Source organism: Algoriphagus sediminis, from assembly GCF_030403435.1.
Taxonomy (GTDB): domain Bacteria; phylum Bacteroidota; class Bacteroidia; order Cytophagales; family Cyclobacteriaceae; genus Algoriphagus; species Algoriphagus sediminis.
This window is the reverse complement of the sequence record NZ_JAUEPH010000002.1, coordinates 734,465-741,382: the sequence shown is the minus strand read 5'-3', so window position 1 is coordinate 741,382 and position 6,918 is coordinate 734,465. Positions and strand designations below refer to the sequence as shown.

Genomic DNA, 6,918 nt, shown 5'->3' with positions numbered 1-6,918 from the left:
CCTTATTTAGCTGTTTAGCGATAGTTTTTGTTGCTTATTTGTACCTATAAGCACGTAACTACCTGATAATCAACGTACATTATATTTTGTATCGGGAAGTAACACTAAGAAAAAATCATTCTATGGTCTTACCATAGCTCCAAAAAATGAAATCCAACTTCTTTAAATCAGATAAGCCATTATCAGGAAAGAACTCATCAAAGTCAGATAAGAGTGATTTAAAGGATTTTCTATCTAAAATATAAGAATAGGTTTTCCTTATTACCTTATGTCTACTTTGATAAACATTAAATTTGTGATCAAATGTGCCCGCAGGATTGTAAGCTGATCCTACGATAGCCTTTGAAACTTTTGAATCATAAATAGGGAATTCTGGATCAACGGTATTTAGAAGTTTCGATACAAATGAAAATTGAAAACTACCTTTTTTCTGATTCTTTTTATTCTCCTTGATTCTGGGATATTTTTCGAGTTCAAGGAGTAAATCCTTAATTCCAATCGATTGATTATCTCGTTTTTCCTCCATCAATTCAAAATATCTTGATTTAAACTCTGGGGTTAATCCAGCATTATCAAGGCGATAGTATGATCGAAATACGAATTGAAAAAGATAATTTTTGCTAACATCCCCCTTTCTAAACTCAGAAATTAGAAACCTGTAAACATCAATAGCCTCCCTATCAAGGTTTGCTAATATTCCTTTTGTGTTTTCCTTGACACATTTAATAAGCTTTTCAGCGTCTGATTCATTAAAGGCGTTCACTGACTATTATGATAATTATAGCTCTGCTTAATCAAGCTCATTAAGTAGTCTAAATCGGTTTCAGAAGTAATTGGAGCCTCATAATCTCCGTATCCGAAATGTCCTACATGTGAGACATCTCTAAAAAGACCCTTTGGATCGTCTAGTTGACCTTTGTTTAGATTAATCCTCATCTTCAGTCTTGCCTTTTGCACTTCGACGTCAAAAATCCATTTTTTACTAGCTTTAAAATTTATCCAGTGTTTCAAGGGGTTAATATCAAAATCTCCAATCCCTGACACTTTTTCTTTCAATTCCTCATAGAGCTCTTTCAGAGTATCAGAAGCTTTAGCAAAGTGATCTTCCTCAGTATAAACCACAATTTCTTTGCTCACTTCCTTTGCCCTGTTGTCTTTAGAGCTAATTGATTTTACGCTCTCTTGACTTACAGATTTATGCTGGCTTAATGCAATCGTATTGTTGGAGTACTTCTTTATTTCCCATAATTCGAAAGGTAAATCTTTGAAATCTATACTTTTCCTCTGATAAGTAGTGAATTGCGGAGATATAAAAATGACTCGAGATTGACTCCAGTCTATTTCATTCCTTTTTAAGTTGAGTCCTGTTCGTTCTTGATACTCCAGAATGAAGTCAGCTTTATTATTTATTAATAGCGCCAAATAAGAATACCCTTGATCTATTACTGAATCATTCTTTCTCTTTTTATACTCAATGATCACAAAGGACTTTGATTGCTTATCGAACCCTAATGAATCAATTCGTAGACCGTTTAATTGAAATTCACTCGTAACAAACTCAAGTCCAAAGAGTATCTCAAGATTTCCTTCCACCAAAGATTGAATATCCTTTTCTAGTTTAAAAGGTAAATTTTTTACTTCCTCGAGTTTGCCACTTTTGAGATTGTAGAGATCCATTTAGCTATAATTATTTAGAGTTTCTTAGTACTTAGATTTTTTGTAAAACCTCCATTGATAAAAGTTAGGATTACTTGTATCCACGATAGAGTTTGGAACTATTGCTTTGAACAAACCTGCTTTGTGCATTTTTCTCAAAAACTGATTGAATTCCTTCCCCGTCGGGAATTTGTCCTTCAAGCCCTCCTATCTCCTTATATAATCGTAAATGTCAGTTGATCTGGTTTCTGGATTAGAATTTGGAGCCTTGAAATATTTATTAATTTCTTTTGAAATCCTTTTCAACAAATTAAAATCTTCATTTGAAACATTCATATTTACCTAATTTGAATACCTCCTAAAATTCTCTGCCTGCTCAAATATCTCTTTATAGACTTCATCTCGATCTACAGGAGGATAATCGTTTTCTGCCAATAGGATGATCAAATCCACTTTCAGCTCGGCCTTGATATCATCCCTCTTGCTCCAGTCGGTGTATTTGGCTTTGTCATCAACTACATCTTTGACAAGCTGAGCTAGATGGATCAACTTATCTTCAGGATAGACGAAGTCATATTTGATCGCCAACTCCTTCAAAATATCATAAAAGGCCTTTTCCTCAAAGTCTATCCCCATCTCTGCAAAAGAATCTTTCTCCTTTTTCATCGCATAATAAAGGTCAATGATCTCATTAGTAAAGTCCTCTAAAACTTCACTTTGCAGGACATCAGCTTCTTTCCGCTCGTTATATTTCTCAACCAAGTGCTGCATCTTCTTAGAAAAATCAATGCCTTTAATCTTGTTGATCTGCTTGAATTCATCAATCGCTTTGGAAAGCAGTTTCTGCAAAAGCTTGATTTTGGTATTGGGCAGCTTAATCTTATCGATCTTGGCCAAATAATCAGGATCAAAAATATCCACTCCTTTTTTGCCGGTATCCCCAAGTTTAAAAATCTCTTCCACCCCTTCGCTAAGTATGGCTTCCTGGATCATCTCCCGCACTTTCGCATTCATCTGGTCGGTATCAGGGGCTTCTCCCATGGTCAGTTTGAAGACTATGGAGCGAACCGCGATGTAGAAATGAATCTTATCCTTAGCTTCATTGGTGAATTCCGCAGAACCCGAACAGATATCATAAGCGGCTTTCATACGCTTAACCAGATTCATAAATCGCTTTTCTAAGGACTGGGTAACTTGAACAAATTCCGCCGCTTGATTTAGGGTATGCAACTGCTGTAAGGGCGTTCCATCGAAATAGTCACTTGAATCAAATTTATGGAAAATGGCATCCAACAAATCCAAGTGATCTTTAACCACGATGATAGACTGTTCGATATCTTCAAAGTTTTGGCTGTCCTGAGTAGAATACTGCTTCAAGGCCAAATTCATCTGCTTTTTGATTCCGATGTAATCCACCACCAAACCCTTTTCCTTGCCTTCAAATTTCCGGTTTACCCTAGAAATGGTCTGAATCAAACTATGCTGCTGCACTGGCTTATCAATATACATGGTATCTAAAAAAGGAACATCAAAGCCTGTCAGCCACATATCCACCACGATGGCTATCTTAAAATTACTCTTTGCGTTTTTAAACTGCCTATCCAATTCCTTTCGATCATCTTTTGTCCCCAATAGGTTGTACAAAGCTTCAGGGTCATCTTTTCCCCTGGTCATGACCATATTTATTCTGGCCATGGGTAGAATTTCTTTTTGTTCTTTTTCGCTAAGCTCTACTCCTTCTGCGGCGGTAATTACTTCTCCCCATTCAGGTCTTAGCGCAAGAATCTCCTGATACAACTGAAAGGCTATTTGCCGGTTACTGCAGACAAACATGGCCTTTCCCAATATAGTGCTTCCCTCCTCAAGCCTATTTTCATAATGTTTTACAAAGTCTTTTGCAATGGCTTCTATCCTTCCCGGATCACCGAGTATAGTGCCCATTTGGGTCATTTGCCGCTTGCTTTCGTCGATCTGGTATTCATTCCCTCCAGATTCGGCCACCATAGAATAATACTCTTCTATCTCCTGAAGCTTTTTATTCTCTAATAAGACCTTGGCAGCCCGACCCTCGTAGACGATCCGTACCGTTATATCATCCATTACCGATTCAGTCATGGTGTAGGTATCTACGATTTCACCAAATACATCCATTGTCGCATCGATTGGTGTTCCCGTAAAACCCACATAAGTAGCATTCGGTAATGAATCATGAAGATGCTTCGCAAAGCCAAAACTCTTTTTCACGCCTTGTTCGGTGATCCGAACCTTCTGATCTAGATTGGTTTGGCTACGGTGTGCCTCATCAGAAATACATATCACATTAGAACGATCGGTCAATAGATCGGTGTCCTCATTAAACTTATGAATCGTAGTCAAAAACACTCCCCCAGAGCTTCTGCCCTTTAGTTCTTTTCGCAGATCCTCCCGGCTTAGCACCGACTTGATTACATTATCTCCTATAAAACGCTTGGCATTAGTGAACTGATTACTGAGCTGATCATCAAGGTCCGTTCTGTCAGTAATCAACACAATCGTCGGACTGGCAAAGTCCACGCTTTTCATCAGTAATCGAGTCAGGAAAAGCATGGTAAAACTCTTACCGCAACCTGTTGCCCCAAAGTAGGTCCCCCCTTTCCCATCACCATGAGGATGTGAATGAACTTTGATATTTTCAAAGAGCTTGGTGGCAGCATAGTATTGCGGATAGCGGCATACGATTTTTTCATCTTTCTTAGAGCTATCCGGTAGGTAAATAAAATTATGAATGATATCCGTCAGTCGATGCTTGTCCAGCATCCCACGAATCAGGGTGTACATGGCATCTATTCCATGAACCTTGGTCGACTTACCTGTAGTAGGGTCTATTTCCTTATCCAGTCCTTTGATTTTCCGCCAGGCATAGAAGAACTCATAGGGAGCAAAAAAACTTCCCGCTTTGGTATTCACCCCATCAGAGATTACGCAGAAAGCATTATACTTAAATAAATCAGGAATATCGCGCTTGTAGCGAGTGGTCAACTGCACATATGCAGAATGCAAAGTGGCATTCTCTCGTATAGAGGACTTAAACTCAAAAACCACCAGAGGTATACCATTGATGTAGATAATTCCATCTGGAATTCGCTTCTCAAAACCCTGAATCTCTAGCTGATTGACAAACTTAAAATGATTCCTTTCCGGCTCTTCGTAATCGATCAGCTGGATAAAAAGATCCTTTTGATTTCGATCTTCCCGCTTAAGTAGAAAGCCATCCCGAACCCAGTGCATGATCGTCTTATTGGTTTCATAAAGATCTGATGCAGGAAGCTTCTCCAAATCTCGAATGATAGAAGAAATTTCATTAGGAGTAATTCCCAGATCTCCATATTGCTGATGCAAATAACTCTGCAGATCTTCTCGAATCAGAACTTCTTCCTTTCCCCTGATAATCTCCTCACCCGGTACATAGGGATAACCTTGCTCACTTAGAAGATCAATAAAGGCTTGTTCAAGTTGGGATTCGGAAAACTTCATTTTAAATGGTTAATTATTAGATGTTCAATGTTCACTGGGTTTTTGAAGATTTTAATATAGCTGTGATTATTTTAATGATTTCAACTGCATCAGCTTTCATACTTTCAAATTCACTTGGGGTCAAATAATCTGTTTGATGCAATAATTCAAGCCAGTAAATAGTCTCATTAATTTCTTTTTGAGCGATGCCCATTTTATGGTTAAAATCCTTCTTTGTTTCAGCGTGTTCGGCTTCTCGAACCATTGCTCCCACAGAAGTTCCGCTTCTTAGCAGTTGTTTTGAAAGAACAAATTCTTTTTTTTGATCACATAAAAACTGATACAGCTTTACCACTCTCACTGCAAATTCTAAACTCTTATTCTTCACTACATTCTCTCTCATCTCATTAACCATTTATCATTAACCTTTAACAATTAAAAAAGGGTAAGTCAAAATTGAGCTGTGGTGAACATGTTCATTGCTTACTTAATTATTCTACTAGTCTAAAAGCATTGGCCTTTAATTCTATTTCTCCACGAGATATACCCATCTCCTGAGCAAGTGTAGACCATTTTCTTACCGAATTCTTTACCTCTTTAATGATTGCTAATGCTTCTTTTTCTTTGATTCTAAAATAAGGAATTACTTCCATGGCCAAATCAAGATCTAAGGCATTATCATCTTCTGAGACATTGAGCTTAAGCCCTGTTCCTGTTTCTACTGGGTTGATGTCATAGGCTGGAGACAAAATCCATCCTGAAGTAGTCAGCATAAACCCATGATTTCTCAAATGATCATCCGTATTAGATACGCACATACTAAAAACAATTCTTCTCCATAATTCAGCTAAGTCTTGTTTAACATTTGCTCCAGACGTGGTGATAAATTCGACCAATTCAAGATAACTCACTCCTTCGTGATAATCATCACCATCGGCATAGCCTAGCATGGTCATGGCTGAGGCAAAGTGAAGTCTCCCCCCTTCTGCTGTTCTATCGAATCGCTTGGCTAAAAACGTATGGTGAGCAGCTGAAAATGTTCTGGCCTGTGCAGGCCCCATGTTTATTCCGCTTTCTAGAGCCAATTGATAAGTTATCCATTCCCATGCTCCAATATTTCCCTCGTCATTTTTGCTGGGGAATTTAGCGATCCACAAATGCCCATCTGGATCCTGCACACTCGCCTTGGGTCTCGCCCCCCCCAGAGATGATCCAGGTGCAATCAACATATTCAGCCAATTCAAATATTCCGGATCATCCATGACATCATCTCCTTCTAACTTTAAGCTGATCTCCTCTAATTGACGGATAGAAGTCCAGGGTGGAGAGGCAAGTGCCCGGTCATTGTTTAGAAAAGGTCCATCTTCGGAGAGCTTAAATCTCAAAGCCCCCATTCTATGCTCATCATAGACACCAAGCAGGTAATCCGTTTCAAATAAATTTCTAGGCGAACGCTCTTCCTTTCTAGCCACGGCTGCTTCCCTCCTGCGCATAAGTACACGGCCCCATCGGTCCGGGGAGGAATCTGTAAACACCCCAAAGTTCTGCCTCTCTGCTTCTGCCAAGTATTGCCGACCTGAGAATAATTGAAGATCAGGGTCTATGACTTGTGCATACTTATTCTTAAGCCAAGACTCGCTATAGCTAAATGAAAAGACCTCAGAACCGCGCACACGCTCAGAACTTAGTACACCAACAGGTTCAGGTCCACCTAGACCTTCCCAATCGGCATAAACCAGAATTTCTCTATGGTGATTTGGGTTTGGCATT

Annotated in this window: 5 protein-coding genes; all 5 read right to left on the bottom strand. The window is 38.9% G+C overall.

Features of this window, described 5'->3' with window-relative positions:
• Positions 1-115 precede the first annotated feature (115 nt).
• The gene (locus tag QVH07_RS06470; protein ID WP_289999341.1) at positions 116-763 is read right to left on the bottom strand and encodes a hypothetical protein; all 648 of its coding nucleotides are present in this window, start codon (positions 761-763) and stop codon (positions 116-118) included.
• Positions 760-1,677, bottom strand: coding sequence for a DUF5655 domain-containing protein (locus QVH07_RS06465; protein WP_289999340.1), 918 nt, complete (start codon positions 1,675-1,677; stop codon positions 760-762). The genes QVH07_RS06470 and QVH07_RS06465 overlap by 4 nt, the downstream gene beginning before the upstream one ends.
• A 321-nt stretch (positions 1,678-1,998) precedes the next feature.
• Positions 1,999-5,169, bottom strand: a complete 3,171-nt coding sequence (locus QVH07_RS06460; RefSeq protein ID WP_289999339.1) for a type I restriction endonuclease subunit R — start codon at positions 5,167-5,169, stop codon at positions 1,999-2,001.
• A gap of 31 nt (positions 5,170-5,200) precedes the next feature.
• Complete coding sequence (locus tag QVH07_RS06455; RefSeq protein WP_289999338.1) at positions 5,201-5,551, bottom strand: four helix bundle protein; 351 nt, start codon at positions 5,549-5,551, stop codon at positions 5,201-5,203.
• 88 nt (positions 5,552-5,639) lie between these two features.
• Complete coding sequence (locus tag QVH07_RS06450; RefSeq protein WP_289999337.1) at positions 5,640-6,917, bottom strand: type II toxin-antitoxin system HipA family toxin; 1,278 nt, start codon at positions 6,915-6,917, stop codon at positions 5,640-5,642.
• Between the last annotated feature and the right edge of the window lies 1 nt (position 6,918).